13 protein-coding genes are annotated in these 13,989 nt (G+C 71.0%); 8 read left to right on the forward strand and 5 right to left on the reverse strand.

Annotated features, from left to right (window positions below):
- The first annotated feature begins 49 nt into the window (after nucleotides 1-49).
- Together BLR12_RS13685 and BLR12_RS13690 are read left to right on the forward strand one after the other, a co-directional pair.
- Nucleotides 50-1,645: an alpha/beta hydrolase fold domain-containing protein gene (locus tag BLR12_RS13685; RefSeq protein ID WP_091379003.1), complete on the forward strand. Its 1,596-nt coding sequence runs from the start codon at nucleotides 50-52 to the stop codon at nucleotides 1,643-1,645.
- Nucleotides 1,642-2,751 (forward strand): major royal jelly family protein, encoded by a 1,110-nt coding sequence (locus BLR12_RS13690; RefSeq protein WP_240619657.1) that lies wholly within the window; start codon nucleotides 1,642-1,644, stop codon nucleotides 2,749-2,751. Before BLR12_RS13685 ends, BLR12_RS13690 begins: the two co-directional genes overlap by 4 nt.
- Nucleotides 2,752-2,921: 170 nt before the next feature.
- On the opposite strand, the gene BLR12_RS13695 is transcribed toward BLR12_RS13690, so the two are convergent.
- The gene (locus BLR12_RS13695) at nucleotides 2,922-3,329 is read right to left on the reverse strand and encodes a four-helix bundle copper-binding protein (RefSeq protein WP_091379006.1); all 408 of its coding nucleotides are present in this window, start codon (nucleotides 3,327-3,329) and stop codon (nucleotides 2,922-2,924) included.
- A 386-nt stretch (nucleotides 3,330-3,715) separates the two neighbouring features.
- Between BLR12_RS13695 and BLR12_RS13700 the strand changes: the two genes are divergently transcribed.
- The 3 genes from BLR12_RS13700 to BLR12_RS13710 are packed head-to-tail and all read left to right on the forward strand — an operon-like array spanning nucleotide 3,716 to nucleotide 7,115.
- Nucleotides 3,716-5,974, forward strand: a complete 2,259-nt coding sequence (locus BLR12_RS13700) for a molybdopterin oxidoreductase family protein (RefSeq protein ID WP_218120665.1) — start codon at nucleotides 3,716-3,718, stop codon at nucleotides 5,972-5,974.
- Nucleotides 5,971-6,453, forward strand: a complete 483-nt coding sequence (locus BLR12_RS13705; protein WP_091379009.1) for a hypothetical protein — start codon at nucleotides 5,971-5,973, stop codon at nucleotides 6,451-6,453. The genes BLR12_RS13700 and BLR12_RS13705 overlap by 4 nt, the downstream gene beginning before the upstream one ends.
- Before the next feature lie 2 nt (nucleotides 6,454-6,455).
- Nucleotides 6,456-7,115 carry an acetate uptake transporter family protein gene (locus BLR12_RS13710; protein WP_091379011.1) on the forward strand — a complete coding sequence of 220 codons (660 nt, stop codon included), beginning with the start codon at nucleotides 6,456-6,458 and terminating at the stop codon, nucleotides 7,113-7,115.
- Nucleotides 7,116-7,196: 81 nt separating this feature from the next.
- On the opposite strand, the gene BLR12_RS25660 is transcribed toward BLR12_RS13710, so the two are convergent.
- Nucleotides 7,197-7,940 carry an SDR family NAD(P)-dependent oxidoreductase gene (locus BLR12_RS25660; protein WP_218120666.1) on the reverse strand — a complete coding sequence of 248 codons (744 nt, stop codon included), beginning with the start codon at nucleotides 7,938-7,940 and terminating at the stop codon, nucleotides 7,197-7,199.
- A gap of 991 nt (nucleotides 7,941-8,931) precedes the next feature.
- Between BLR12_RS25660 and BLR12_RS13720 the strand changes: the two genes are divergently transcribed.
- A complete protein-coding gene (locus tag BLR12_RS13720) occupies nucleotides 8,932-9,243 on the forward strand; it encodes a hypothetical protein (protein ID WP_091379013.1) in 312 nt (103 codons plus the stop codon).
- A gap of 16 nt (nucleotides 9,244-9,259) precedes the next feature.
- Here the strand turns inward: BLR12_RS13720 and BLR12_RS13725 are convergent.
- A protein-coding gene (locus tag BLR12_RS13725) for an IS3 family transposase (RefSeq protein ID WP_255363486.1) occupies nucleotides 9,260-10,419 on the reverse strand; the annotation gives its coding sequence in 2 pieces (ribosomal slippage) (nucleotides 9,260-10,170 and nucleotides 10,170-10,419; 1,161 coding nt in all).
- 199 nt (nucleotides 10,420-10,618) lie between these two features.
- Here BLR12_RS13725 and BLR12_RS24565 point away from each other — a divergent pair.
- Together BLR12_RS24565 and BLR12_RS13735 are read left to right on the forward strand one after the other, a co-directional pair.
- Nucleotides 10,619-10,765: a hypothetical protein gene (locus BLR12_RS24565; protein ID WP_176832512.1), complete on the forward strand. Its 147-nt coding sequence runs from the start codon at nucleotides 10,619-10,621 to the stop codon at nucleotides 10,763-10,765.
- Nucleotides 10,766-10,850: 85 nt separating this feature from the next.
- On the forward strand, nucleotides 10,851-11,534 hold the full coding sequence (locus tag BLR12_RS13735) for a DUF6766 family protein (protein ID WP_091379019.1): 684 nt from the start codon (nucleotides 10,851-10,853) through the stop codon (nucleotides 11,532-11,534).
- Nucleotides 11,535-11,569: 35 nt separating this feature from the next.
- Here the strand turns inward: BLR12_RS13735 and BLR12_RS13740 are convergent, their stop codons facing one another.
- Entirely contained in the window at nucleotides 11,570-12,307 is a 738-nt protein-coding gene (locus BLR12_RS13740; RefSeq protein WP_091379022.1) for a GAF and ANTAR domain-containing protein, read from the reverse strand.
- Between the two features lie 360 nt (nucleotides 12,308-12,667).
- Nucleotides 12,668-13,852 (reverse strand): PP2C family protein-serine/threonine phosphatase, encoded by a 1,185-nt coding sequence (locus BLR12_RS13745; RefSeq protein ID WP_255363487.1) that lies wholly within the window; start codon nucleotides 13,850-13,852, stop codon nucleotides 12,668-12,670.
- Nucleotides 13,853-13,989 lie beyond the last annotated feature (137 nt).

A 13,989-nucleotide genomic window follows, 5' to 3' on the forward strand; every position in this document is an offset into this window, starting at 1 on the left:
CGACAGGCGATCCCGATCCCGATCCCGATCCCGAATCCGAGGAGTTCCCGTGGCCCTGGACTATCCGACCCTGCCCGGCGACATCGACCACCTGATCGCCGACGACCATGCCGCCGTGGACCGCCAGTTCCAGCACCTGGAGGCCGGCCGCGGGAACCGGCGGGTGCTGGTGGACCAGATCTCCTTCCAGCTCGCGCTGCACGCCTTCGCCGAGGAGACCGTGCTCTACCCGATCTGGCCCGAGATCGGCATGACCGACGAGCACGACGACGCCGAGCACGAGCACCAGCAGATCAAGGAGCTGCTCGTCACCCTGGGCCGCACGGAACCCGGTCAGCCGGAGTTCGAGGACGCGCTGTCGAAGCTGATCGCCGTCACGCGCCACCACGTGGACGACGAGGAAAAGGACGAGCTGCCGGAGTTCCGGCAGAAGGCCGGCGCGGAGCGGATGGCGCAGCTGGGCAAGGAGTTCCTCGCGGCCAAGCGCATGGCGCCCACCCGGCCGCACCCGCACGCCCCCGACGAGGGCATCGCAGAGCGGATCGCCGGGATGCTCGCCAAGCCGCTGGACCACGTTCGTGACCTGCTCTCGGGCAAGCAGAAGGAGATGGCCACCGACCCCTCCGGCCTGCTGACGCCGCAGGCGCAGGCCATCGTCGACGCGCACTCCTCGCTGGGCCCGCTGCCCTTCGAGATCCTCGAGCCCGACCAGGCGCGCAAGCAGCCCGGCCCGGACGACGCGGTGAAGAAGGTCATGGCCGACCAGGGCATCGAAGGCCCGGAGGCGGTCGGCTCGGTGGAGGACCTCGTGATCCCCGATGCCGCCGGCGGGCAGATGCGCATGCGCGTCTACACGCCGGCCGGCGCCGGTGCCGAGCCGCTGCCGGTGATCATGTGGATCCACGGCGGTGGCTGGGTGCTGTTCGACATCGACACCTACGACGCCTCGTGCCGCGGCCTCTGCAACAAGACCGGTGCCATCGTGGTCAGCCCCGAGTACCGGCGCGCCCCCGAGGCGGTGTTCCCGGCCTCGCACGACGACGTGCTGGCCGCCTACCGGTGGGTGCAGCAGCACGCCGCCTCCTTCGGCGGCGACCCGACGCGGATCGGCATCGGCGGGGAGTCCGTCGGCGGCACGATGACCGCCGCCACCGTGCTGCAGCTGGCGCGGGCCGGGGAGCAGCCGCCCGCCGCCGCCGTGTGCGTCTACCCGCTCACGACCGGCGAGCAGTTCGGGGAGTCGATGGAGGACGCCGCCGACGCGCGGCCGGCCAACCGGGCGCTGCTCAGCTGGATGGCCATGCACGCCTTCCAGGGCGTTCCCGAGGGCGCACAGGACCCCCGCGTGAACCTGCTGGGCTGGTCCCGCGACCAGCTCGCGGTCATGCCCCCCACCCTCGTGATCACCGCCGAGCGCGACCCGCTGCGCAGCCAGGGGCAGCAGTTCGCCCGCGACCTCGACGCCGCCGGGGTCCCCACCACGCACCGCCACTACGACGGCGTCATGCACGAGTTCTTCGGCGCCGCGGCCGTGCTCGACGAGGCGGAGCAGGCCCAGCAGGAAGCGGCCACCCACTTCACCCGCGCCTTCGGCGCCGCCCGCGCGACCGCTGGTGCCGCGCCGCTCGGCGGGACCTCCCGGTGACGGCGGCGCTGCGGCCGGCGGTCGACGAGACGATCGGCGGGCTGGAGGTCGTCCACCAGTTCACGGGTGCCATGCCCACGGGCGTCACGGTGTCGCACGGCGGACGAATCTTCGTCTGCTACCCCAAGTGGGGCGACGACGTCGGGTTCACCGTGGGCGAGCTCCGGGACGGCCAGGAGGTGGCGTTCCCGAACCAGCAGCAGAACGACAACGTGAGCGACGCAGACCCCGACCGGTTCGTCTCGGTGCAGAGCGTCGTCGTCGACCCGGCCGACCGGCTGTGGGTGCTCGACACCGGCAGCCCGCTGTTCCAGCCGACCGAGCACGGCGGCCCGAAGCTGGTCTGCGTCGACCTGACCACCGACGAGGTCGCGCAGACCATCCTGTTCCCGACCGACGTCGCGCTGCCGACGACCTACCTCAACGACGTCCGCTTCGACCTCCGCCGCGGGGAAGCGGGGACCGCCTTCATCACCGACTCCTCCGACCAGGGACCGAACGGGATCATCGTCGTCGACCTGGCGACGGGGGAGTCGTGGCGACGGCTGCACGAGCACCCGTCGACGAAGGCCACGACGCCGCCGGACCTGCGGATGGTCGTCGAGGGCGTCGAGTTCCTGGAGCGGTCGCCCGACGGGAACACCTCGCCGGTGACGATGGGCGCCGACGGCATCGCGATCGCCGCGGACGGCAGCCGGCTGTACTACTGCCCGCTGGCAGGCCGCCGCTGGTACAGCGTCTCGGTGGACGCCCTGGTCGACCGCGACCAGGACGACGACGCCGTCGCGGCCACCGTCCAGGACGAGGGCGACAAGGGCTGCGTCAGCGACGGCCTGGAGACCGACGACCAGGGGCGGCTCTACGTCACCGACGGGGAGCACGACGCGATCCACCGCCGACTGCCCGACGGGACGTGGGAGACCGTCGTCCACGACCCGCGGCTGCTCTGGCCGGACACCATGTCCGTCGCCGCCGACGGCTTCCTCTACGTCACCGCCAACCAGCTGTACCGGCAGGACAAGTACCGCGGCGGTGAGGACCAGCGGCGCAAGCCCTACGTCTTGTTCCGCACCCCGATCGACGCCGGTCCGGTTCTCCTGCGCTGAACAGGCGGACGTCGGACATCTCTGCGCGCTCGAACTGGGTGGCGATGTCGGCCGTGGTGCTGCGGTAGGTGGTCAGCATGTCGAGGGGCATGCCGGCCGCCCCGCGCGGAGAACCTGGTCGCCAGATCCTGACCGCGCGGAGCAGCAGCGGCGATGGCTGGAGAGGTGCGTCAGCCCAGCGAGGCGACGAGCTCTCGGCAGGCCTGCTCGCAGCGGCGGCACGCCTCCGCGCAGACCCGGCAGTGCTCGTGCATGGAGGCGTGCTGCCCGCACTCGTCGCCGCATGCCTTGCAGGCCGCGGCGCAGGCCTCGAGGACCGCGCGGGTCAGGTTGGCGTCGTAGCCGGTGTGGCGGGACAGCACGCGGCCGGTGGCGTCGCAGACGTCGGCGCAGTCGAGGTTGGTGCGGATGCACGTGGTGAGCTCGGCGACCGAGTCCTCGCTCAGGCAGGCGTCGGCGCAGGCGGTGCAGGCCTGAGCGCACTCGACGCACGCCTCGATGCACTCCCGCAGCTTGTCGCGATCCACCCCGCCGAGGTCCTTCGGGTAGGTCTCGAGCATCTGGCCTGCAACGGTCACGGTGTCCTCCTCGAACGTGCCGGCGGTGGGCGTCGTCGGGACGCCTGTGGCTGCCGCCTGGCGCAGATCGACCTACCCCGGTCAGGCGTCCGCCGCACGGATGTCACGAATCAGTCATGCCCCGCGATGTCCTGAGATGCGCGGCGGGAGAGGGCGTGGTCGGCTCGACCGGATAGCCATGCAGCGGAGGAGGAGTGCGATGGGGCGCATCGACCGGATCGCCGAACCGTGGGGGACTCGCACGCCGTACGGGCCGGGAGAGACCTGGCCGACGCGGGTGGACTCCTACCTGGCCGACGGGCTGACCGAGGACGACGTCGACCGCTGGGTCCAGACGGCGTCGATCCTGCACTCCAACGGCGATGCCTACGACATGGCGGTCAAGGATGGGCAGATCGTGGGCGTCCGCGGCCGGGCCGTCGACCGGGTCAACCACGGCCGGCTGGGACCACGGCTGGCAGGCCAACAACTCCCCGGACCGGCTGACCAGGCCGCTGATCCGCCGGGACGGCGAGCTGGTGGAGACCGACTGGGACACCGCGATGGACGCCGTCGCCGGCCGGGCCAAGGAGTTGCTCGACGAGCGCGGCCCGAGCTCGATCGCCTTCTACACGACCGGGCAGCTGTTCCTTGAGGAGTACTACACCCTGGGCCTGATCGCGCACGGCGGGATCGGCACGAACCACGTCGACGGCAACACTCGGTTGTGCACGGCCACCGCTGCGGCGGCGCTGAAGGAGACGTTCGCCTCCGACGGGCAGCCCGGGAGCTACACCGACGTCGACCATGCCGACGTCATCGTGCTCTACGGGCACAACATGGCCGAGACGCAGACCGTGCTGTGGAGCAGGGTGCTGGACCGGCTCGCAGGGCCGAATCCGCCGCAGGTGATCTGCGTCGATCCCCGAGAGACGCCGGTCGCCCGTGCAGCCACCGTGCACCTCGCCCCGTGGCCGGGCACCAACGTGATGCTGATGAACGCGCTGCTGCACGAGATCATCGGCAACGGCTGGGTCGACCGCGGCTACGTCGACGCGCACACCGTCGGCTTCGACGAGCTGGCGAAGCGGGTGCAGGACTACCCGCCCGAGGTCGCCGCCGAGGTGTGCGACGTCCCGGTCGAGCAGATCCGGGAGGCCGCCCGCATCATCGGGCAGGCCCAGCGGCTCCTGTCCACCGTGCTGCAGGGCTTCTACCAGTCGCACCAGGCCACCGCCGCGGCCGTGCAGGTCAACAACATCAACGTCGTCCGCGGCATGCTGGGCAAGCCGGGCTGCGGGATCCTGCAGATGAACGGCCAGCCCACCGCCCAGAACACCCGCGAGGCCGGCGCCGACGGCGACCTGCCGGCCTTCCGCAACTGGTCCAACGACAGCCACATCCAGGACCTGGCCCGGGTCTGGAACGTCGACCCCATGGACATCCCGCACTACTCGCCGCCGACGCACATCATGCAGCAGCTGCGCTACATCGAAGAGGGCTCGATCCGGTTCTTCTACGTCACCGCCACCAATCCGGCGGTGTCCCTGCCTGAGCTGACACGCATCCGCTCCCTGCTCTCCCAGGAGCGGCTGTTCCTGGTCGTACAGGACCTGTTCCTGACCGAGACCGCGCAGCTCGCCGACGTCGTCCTCCCCGCGGCCACATGGGGGGAGAAGACCGGCACCTTCACCAACGTCGACCGAACGGTGCACCTGTCGGAGAAGGCCGTCGACCCACCGGGGGAGGCGCGACCGGACCTCGACATCGTGATCGACTTCGCCCACCGGCTGGACCTCCGCGACAAGGACGGCGCCCCGCTGGTGAAGTGGTCGGACCCCGAGGGCGCGTTCGAGGGGTGGAAGGAGTGCTCGAAGGGCCGGCCCTGTGACTACAGCGGTCTCTCCTACGACAAGCTGCGAGGTCGCAGCGGCATCCAGTGGCCGGTCACCGACGAGCACCCCGACGGCACCGAGCACATCTACGTCGACGGGCAGTTCTGGGCGCAACCCGACTACTGCGAGAGCTACGGCCGGGACTTGGTCACCGGGGCCCCGCTGGACGAGACCGAGTACCGCGCGCTCAACCCGACCGGTCGGGCGGTGCTCAAGGCCGCGGAGTACCTGCCGCCGCACGAACTGATCGGCGTGGACTTCCCCTTCCAGCTCATCACAGGCCGCACGCTGTACCACTTCCACACGCGCACCAAGACCGCCCGCGCACCGCAGCTGCAGGCGGCGGCACCGGAGGTGTGGGTGGAGATGTCGGCCTCCGACGCCGCCGACCGTGGCTGGTCCGAGGGCGACCTGCTTGCGGTGACGACCCCGCGGGGCCGGGTGGAGGCGAAGCTCCGGATCAGCGGCATCCGGCCGGGGGTGCTGTTCTTGCCGTTCCACTACGGCTACTGGGATCAACCCGCCGGGCACGAACCCGACGGCCACGGACGGGCGGCGAACGAGCTGACCCTCACCGACTGGGACCCATGCTCCAAGCAGCCGATCTTCAAGACCGCCGCGGCCAACGCCACCCGGCTGGCCCCCGGCGACGGCCCGGCAGCGGCACCGACGACCACCGGCTCGAGGCCCGTCGCCGGGGACGTGCCCCCGACCCGGGGCGGAGCTGCGGCCGAGGCCGTCGAGGAGCTCGCGACCGGAGGTGCGCGATGAAACTGGGACTGGCCATCGAGGAGCTGCACCGGTCGGAGAACCACCTCGCCCGGGTACTGCTCGCCGTCTCCGACCGGCACAAGGCCGACCACGAGGTCTTCTACGTCGCCCGCGACATCGCCGGCTGGTCCCAGCGGCACGTCACCGAGCTCGCCCGCATCGGCGCCGACTTCGGCGTCGACCTGGATCCCGAGCCCGAGGGCGAGCCGGGCATCCTCGAGAAGCTCCAGCAGGCGACCTCGGATCTGCTCGGTCGTCGTCCCGAACCTGGGCTGCTTCTGCTCGCCGGCCTGCGGCACGTGCACCGGGAGGCGGCTGGGGTCTCCCTGGACTGGGAATTGCTGGCGCAGGCGGCGCAGGGCGCCCGGAAGCGGGAGCTGCTCGGCCTGGCCGAGCGCTGCCACCCCGACACGTTGCGGCAGATGCGCTGGGCCAACGCAAAGCTCAAGGAGTCCGCGACCCAGGCCCTGGTGAGCTGACCATGACCACCCCGCAGACCCGCGTCGTCCTCCGACCGCTGGCCACACCGCTGCCACTCGGCTTCCTGGCCCTGGCCCTGGCCACAACGGTTTTCGCCACCGTCCAGCTCGGCTGGATCCCGCCCACCGAGGGCCGGGTGGCCGCCCTCACCGCGCTGGTCGCGACCGTGCCGCTGCAGCTCACCGCGGCGGTCATCGGCTTCCTGGCGCGCGACCCGGTGGCCGCCACCGGGATGGGCGTCCTCAGTGGCACGTGGGCGGTCGTCGGGCTCACCACCGTGACCTCCCCGCCCGGCACCGCCAGCAAGGGCCTCGGGGTCCTCCTGATCGTTGCGGGGATCTCGATGTTCGTCCCCGCGTCCGCCGGTATCTCCAAGCTCGTCCCGGCCGCCGTCATGGCGCTGGCCGGCATCCGCTTCCTGGTCACCGGCGCCTACGAGCTCACCGGGTCTGCGAGCTGGAAGACGACGGCCGGCTGGGTGGGCCTGGCCCTCGCGGTGCTGGCCCTCTACGCGGCCCTGGCCCTCGAACTCGAGGGGGCCCGCGGGAGGACCGTCCTCCCAGCCGGCCGGCATGGTCCGGCCGAGGCAGCGGTCCGCGGCGAGGGGTCGCTCGAGCCCGACGCGCTGGCTCGAGAGGCGGGGATTCGACCGCAGCTCTGAGCGAGCCGCGCCGCTGAGCAGTCCCCGGGTCTCGACCGGCACCCTGCTGGCTGCCCTGCTGCTCCGACTGCGGGACCGCCGCTACCGGGCGCATCGCCGAGGCCGAGGGCGCTTCGGGGTCGCGGAGTGGCCTGACGTCAGAGCCAGGACCGGGCTCGCCGTTGTTGTGGCCGCGATGTCGATGCACCTTCGTATCCCTACGGCCATCCCCGCTCGAGCAGTGGGGTGATGGTGACCTCGTTGAGCACCACGTCCGGTGGGGCGGACGCGATCCAGCTGATCAGGCGGGCGACCTGATCGGGAGCCAGCGCGTCGGCGGACAGGGCCGGCTCCGCGGAGCCGGCCCGATCTTCCGGTGACCAGACCCCCAGCTGGTGTCCATGGCGCCGGGATACAAGACACAGGCGCGGATGCGGTGCGGCCTGCCGTTGGCCGCGAGTGCCTGGTGAGGCCGGTGAGCCCGAACTTGGCCGAGCGGTAGGCCGCGGCGTTCGCCCCAGGCTGCGACGTCGAGCTCACCACGGGACCGGGCACATCAGTCCCGGCCGCGTTGACCAGGACGTCGACGGTGCCCAGGTCAGCGCGCACCTGGCCCATCGCCCACTCGATCGACTTGGCATCGGCGAGGTCCACCACGACCGCTCTCGCGCGGACCCCTGCAGCGCGGACCTGCTCCGCGGTCTCCTCCAGGTCCGTGGAGCCGCGGGCCAGTACCGCGACGTCGGCGCCGTCGGCAGCCAGGGCCAAAGCCGTGGCTCGGCCCAGACCGATGCTGCCGCCGGTAACCAACGCGATGCGCTCACGCAGCCCAGTTGAACTGCTCATTCCGGCCTCCGGTGTCCCCGTCACGGCCGCTGGGGCAAGCCTGCCCGCGACGGGCAACTGGTGCTGAGCAAGGTCGACGGGCAGGGGTCGTGACACCCGCCGGCGGAGTTGACTCGGCCTTGCGCCGGAACCTTCAGCAGCGAAGCCTGACGGGCATCGTCCAGCCGTTTGCCGCCACCGCGCGGTCAGCTCCGTCAGGAGGACCGCACGATGGGCCGCTCATCCGCGTCACGGGGACCAGGAATGGCGCCTTGCGCTATGCCATGGCTGCGCGGGTCCCGCTTCACCGGTTGGGGCCACGTGGGACCACGGGACATCGGATCTCCACGTCGACCCCACCGGTGGTGGCGTTGCCCCGCCGCCACGCCCCCGGGCGCGTCGAGCTCGAAGTCCGGTTGACCGCGGCGGAGGAGGGCCCTGTGCGCACGGCTGTCGAAGCGTCCCAGCTCATTCGGCGCCGTGCAGTCCGGGCCGGGTGCAGCTGTGCCAGCTCGGATGCATGCGGGAACAGACTCAGCGAGCGTCCGTTCGGCCGCTGGTGCTATTCGCGACGCTGGCCCGCAGTCGCCATCGGCCACTCTCCGGCCGGCGATTCCGCTAGCAGGCGTCCTGGTGTTCGCGGTGCGGGACCAGGCTGCAGCTGCCCAGATGCCGAAGGTTCTCGTTGAGCGTCTGGGCGACGATGTCGTGCTCAGCGTCCGACCAAGCGGCACCGCCGACCAGGTAAGCAGCGAGTGCGCAGCGCGGCTGAGCTCCAACGAGACCGGCGTAGCCCCACCACAAGTCGGTCGGCGGCAAGGCGCCCAGCCGCCAAGAGAGGACGGTCAACGGGCAGGCAGAAGTCGCACGCCCGCGCCCGGGAGCACGCAGGAGGTGCTCACCGTCCCGACGGCCCCCGACGCCAGCCGCATCACCGCGGCGGTGGCGTCGGGCACGTCGCGGCTCTCCCGCGTGGACGGCGCCGCGCCACCGACGACTTCGTGGACTCGGCGTGGCGGTGATCCGCCTGCTGATCGGTGCTTGGAGGCGGAGCGGCACGATTGCGGAAGGGAAGGACGCCCGACCGGACGAGGGCCGTTTGCCCGTCGGCCGCGAAGGGGTAGCCGCAGGCCACGCGGGCGATCACAGCCGGCGGACCTGCTGCCCGCGAGAGGAGACCGGCGTGACCGGCTCGGTGTTGGGCGCAGGGCTGGCCGCCGCGGCGGCGGTGCTGGCTCTCGGGGGATGTGCGAGCACGCAGGAGGGCGACGTTCGCGACGTCGCGGCGGCGTTCGTCGACCGGGACTGCTGCAGCTTCGGTTGACAGCGGTTGGGGCTGATCATGCTGCTACGGCAGCCTGACTGGTGAAGGCAAGCTCGTACTCGACCGGGGTGAGCTTGCCGAGGGCACGCTGCCGGCGGCGCCGGTTGTAGGTGTGTTCGATCCAGAACACGACTGCGTTGTGGAGCTCGTCGCGGGTGCGCCAGCGCCGGCGATCCAGGACGTTCTTCTGCAGCAGCGCGTGCCAGGACTCCATGGCGGCGTTGTCGCCCGCGGAGGCGACGCGGCCCATCGAGCCCTGCAGACCGGCGGCGGTCAGGACGGCCCGGAAGGATCGTGCTCGAAATTGGGATCCGCGGTCGCTGTGCACCACCACCACACCCGTCGGCTGGCGCCGGGCAACGGTTGTGCGTAGCGCGGTGACGGCCAGCTGGGCGGTCATTCGCTCGTCAAGGGCGTAGCCGACGATTCGGTTGCTGAACAGGTCCTTGATCGCGCAGCAGTAGAGCTTGCCCTCGGCGGTGGGGTGTTCGGTGATGTCGGTGACCCAGACCTGATCGGGGCGCTGCGCGGTGAAGTTCCGCTGCACGTGGTCGTCGTGCACCGCCGGGCCAGGCGTCTTGCCCGCGCCTCGCCGGCCCTTGCGCACGGTCGTCGACCACAGCTTCTGCTGGGAGCACAGTCGCCAGATGCGCCGCTCACCGGCGATCAGGCCGGCGCCAGCGACTTCGTCGGCGAGGAACCGGTAGCCGAACTCCGGGTCCTCGCCGTGGGCGTCGATGAGGGCGTTGGTGAGGTAAGCGTCCTCGAGGTCACGCTGGCTGATGGGCGCGGCAGTCCAGGCGTAGTAGGCCTGGGCCGAGTGGCCCAGCACCCCGCAGGTCAGCCGCACGGGGATGCCCTCGGCGGCCAAGTCACGGACCAGCGGGTAGCTCATTTTGGGAGGCTGCCGGCGGCGAAGTAGGCCGCGGCGCGACGCAGAATCTCGTTCTCCATTTCTAGCCGCCGCTTCTCTCGGCGTAGCTGCACGAGCTCGTTCTGCTCGGCGCTGGTCTGCCCATCGACGACGCCGTCGTCGATGTCGGCCTGGCGCACCCAGCGGCGCACCGACTCGACCGAGATGTCGAAGTCGGCAGCGACCTCCGCCTGGCTCAGGTCACCGCGACGGGCGACCCGAACGACGTCACGCTTGAACTCCGGCGGGAACTTCTTGGGCACAGCGACATCCTCTCCGCGAGACAAGGTCCCGCAGAACGAGTGTCAACTGAAGTCGCAGCAGTCCCACCCAGCCGCGACGCCGGACGCCCGGTGCGACCTCCTGGCCCCGGCCACGCGTGAAGCGCTGGAGTCCGAGGAGTCGGCGCCCTGCCCTGACGTCCTCGGAGAGCTACCGCTGGACGGCGGCACCATCGAGTCCGTGGAGATCTGGGGCGGCAACGCCCAAGTGCGGATGCCCGGGGACGCCGTGTTCCTGACCGAGACCCCCACTGGCTGGCGGGTGGTGGCGGCCGCCTGCGAGTCGCGTGGTGAGGCGCCCTACGACTGCGAGGCAGAGGGGCCATGAGAGGCGTCCACCGGCTGTACGTCATCTACCTGACGGTGATCCTCCTCGGAGTCGCCTACGTCACCCTGCTGGGGTTGATGGGGCGATGACCGGCCGCCGTGGCCTCGTCAAGGACAACGCCCTCGGCCTGGCGTTCGGCGGGTTTTTCGTCCTCACCCTGGTCGGCCAGGCGATCTCGGGGACGGCGGACTACAACGCGCAGCAGGTCGCCAACGGCCTGGAGCCGGTCTCCTTCCTGGATTACGTGACGTCGTCGTCGTTCGGAGTCGACGTGATGGAGAACTGGCAGTCGGAGTACCTGCAGTTCTTCCTCTACATCTTCGCCACGGTGTGGCTCGTGCAGCGGGGCTCAGCGGAGTCCAAGGAGCCGGGCGACGAGGGCATGGAGTCCGACGAGGAACAGCGGGTGGGCGCTCACGCTCGGGCGGACTCCCCGGCGTGGGTGCGCGCCGGCGGCTGGCGGACGACGGTCTTCTCCCGCTCCCTCGGGCTGGTGATGGGCGGGATCTTCCTGCTCACCTGGGCGGCGTCCTCGATTGCCGGCTGGGCTGCCTACAACAGCGAGCAGCTGGCCGACAAACAGGACCCGGTGAGCTGGGTCGGCTACCTCGGCGAGGCCGACTTCTGGAACCGCTCCTTCCAGAACTGGCAGTCGGAGATGCTGGCCGTCGGGTCGATGGCGGTGTTGTCGGTGTACTTGCGCCAGCGTGGATCGCCGGAATCCAAGCCGGTCGGCGCCGCGCACGCTGACACCGGCGAGACCGGGTGAGGCAGTCAGCGCTCGGCGGTCCCGACGGGTGTCGTTCAGTTTTGGTGCCTGTCCTGACCGGCGACACCGTCGACGATTCCCTGCGCGATGTCGCGCAGCTTGCGGTTGGACCGTTGTGAGGCGGCGGCGAGGAGATCGAACGCCTCCGTCGCGTCGCAGCGTCGTTGGCTCATCAGGATGCCTTTGGCCTGTTCGATGACGGCACGGGTGCGCATCGCGATGTCGAGGTTTTCGGCCAGCTCGCGGGCGCTGTCGTAGAGGTGCATGTTGTGGACCGCGACGGCGGCGTAGGAGGCGAACGTTCGGGCCGCGCCTTTGGCGTCGTCGTCGAAGGCGTGGGCCTCGACCGCGTAGAGGTTGAGGCCGCCGTGGATGCCTTCGCGCACCGGCACGGGCACCGACAGGGAGCTCAGCGATCCGCGTTCGACGCAGATCCCGGCGTAGTCGGGCCAGCGCGTCTCCTCGCGGGCGTCGGTGATCTCCCTGATCTCCTCGCCGACAGCCGCCTCCAGGCACGGGCCGTAGCCGCGGCCGTACTGCGTCTCGTCGAGGTCGAGGGCGAGCCTGCCGGTGTAGGCGGCTGTCGTGGCCTTGTCGTTGGCGATGAGGCTGACCGAGGCCTCCGCGACCCCGGGGATGACGTGTTTGGCCAGTTCCGCGACCTGCTGCAGCATCGCCTCCATCGACGTATTGTCGAAGCGGAGTCCACCCAATTGCGCGAATGCGTCGCGCGGGTCGAGGGGTGGGCGTTCGGCGTGCTGGTCTGTGCTCATCGGTGCCGGGCCCATCTGGTCGGCCGACGGCGAGGAGGTCTCGGCGACGGGAGGTGCATGGGCTCGGCTGGCCGAAGGCAGCTCAGCCAGACTCTTCTCAACCGGCGGCGCTCGGCCGGGCGGACGTGGATCCGAGTACCAGGCGTATCGCTGACCCTACGCGGGAGGCGTCCGTCAGGACAGGACGGTCCGTTGTGGATGCCGGACCTCCGCTCGCGGACGGCCGGTCGTAGGGCGTCCCCGATGAGGGGGCAGCCGTAGACTGGCCTCACCCGCCGCGGTCCCGCGGGAGAGTCCTGTCGCGCCGTGCTCGACGGCCGGTCTCAGCACACGTGGCCGGTGTCGGCGGCGCGTTCAGCGCTACGGCTTCAGCCGTGCTTCGTCGCCGGTCCGCCATTCGAGGACCACGATGCTGGCGTCGTCCTGGAGCTGGTCGGCCTGGTGGGTGAGGACGTGGCGCATCAGCCGCCGGACGGTCTCGGGGGCGGGGTCGCCGGCGGCCACAGCGGCGCTGATGAAGTCGGCCAGCCGCTGCTCGCCGAAGAACTGCCCGTCCGGGGAGCGGGCCTCGGTGATCCCGTCGGTGTACAGCAGCAGCCGGTCACCAGGTTGGAGCCGGGTCTCGCAGCAGACCGGCTTGTTCTCCTGCAGGCCCAGCGGGCGGCTGGGCGAGCAGCGCGGCGGCGGCACCAGCGAGGTACCGCGCAGGATGAGCGGCTCGGGGTGTCCGGCGTTGATCCACCGCAGCCGGCCGGTGTCGATGTCCAGGCGGGCGAGCACGGCGGTGGCGAACTGACTGCCGGCGAACTGGCTGGCGATGGCGCTGTTGACCTCGGCGGCGATGTCGGGCAGGTCCAGGGTGTTGCGGCGGGCGTGCCGGTAGGCGCTGATCGCGACGCTGGCCAGCACCGTGGCCGGCAGGCCGTGCCCGACGGAGTCGATGACCAGCAGGTCGGCCGTGCTGCCGTTGACGGCGTAGTCGAAGGAGTCCCCGCCGATGTCGTAGGCCGGCTCCAGGCCGCCGGTGATGACCAGCCGCTCGGTGCCGAAGCTCAGCGGCGGCAGCAGCTCCCACTGCATCTCGGCGGCCAGGGACAGGGTCTTGCGACGGCGCAGCCGAGAGAAGACGTCGGTGTAGGCGTCGTTGACCACGAGCAGCTCGGCGACCAGGGTGACGAAGACCCGCAGGTCACGTTCAAGGTCCGGAATCGGCGCAGCCGGCAGGTCCAGCTCGGCGACGCCCAGCCGTTCGACCCCGTCCAGCAGCGGCACCCACAGCCGGTGCGTGCCCTGCGTGGCCGTGCTGCTGACGACCTCGACCCGTCGGAAGGCGCGCCCGGCCATCGTGCCCTCGATGGGCAGCTCCTGCCGCTCTGGCACTCCGACGCCGGGCAACGGGAGCAGCATGGCCTGCTCGTAGTCGGCCAGGTAGAGCACCGTGTCCCGGACACCCATCCGCCGGGCCTCGGCGGCTGCGGTGGCGGCCAGGTCGTCCGGTGCAAGGAGGTGCGACGCGCGCAGCAGCGAGCTCAGGGAGTCCGTCACCGAGCAGGCGTTCTTCGTCGCGCTCTCATGCGCGCAGACGGTAGCCCCCGCGTCCGCGCCCCGTGTCCGTCCTCGGCACGGCGATGTCCAGAGGAGGCTTCCAGTCAGCGATCCGCTGATGCTGACTGAGCTGCTCC

The organism is Geodermatophilus sp. DSM 45219 (assembly GCF_900104025.1).
GTDB lineage: Bacteria > Actinomycetota > Actinomycetes > Mycobacteriales > Geodermatophilaceae > Geodermatophilus.